General features: G+C 71.1%; 1 protein-coding gene. It reads right to left on the bottom strand.

Features of this window, described 5'->3' with window-relative positions:
* The coding region (locus AC1DYG_RS19565) for a lipase family protein (RefSeq protein ID WP_477641517.1) at positions 1–452 on the bottom strand (452 nt) is incomplete at its 3' end.
* Positions 453–471: the final 19 nt, after the last annotated feature.

Here is a 471-nt window from a genome sequence, read left to right as displayed (position 1 = left end):
GGATCGAGCTGCACGGCGCCCGCCGAGAGCACGCTGAGGTAGGTGTTGAGGGCGTGGGCGCACCCCACGTTCCAGCGCGCCGACCCGAGTGAGTTGATCGCGTATCCGGCGGTCACGTGCTGGTAGTTGTCGTCGGGGTCGAGTGGGAAGTACGGCACCACGTCGACCTGGTTGTAGATCCGCCACGACACGCCGCTGAGCCCGCCGTACCGCGCCGCAAACGTGGCATCTCCCACCTTCGGTGAGGCAAACGTCCACGCCTGCGGGCGCAACGCGGTGTTCGCGGCGAGATCTGCGACAAGCAGGGTCGCCAACGCGCCGCCGAGGCTGTGACCACACACGACGACGGGTGATGCGGCGTCGAGCGTGGCGCCGAGACCGTCGGCGGCCGCCCGGGCGAGCGCGGACGCGAAACGGCCCGGCGCCGCGGGCGCGGACTGCCCGGGCGTCATGGTGCCGAAGGTGGCGTAG

The organism is Pedococcus sp. P1_H8, assembly GCF_056405175.1.
Note: the sequence above shows the minus strand (reverse complement) of the source record. Positions and strands in the feature narration are given on the sequence as shown.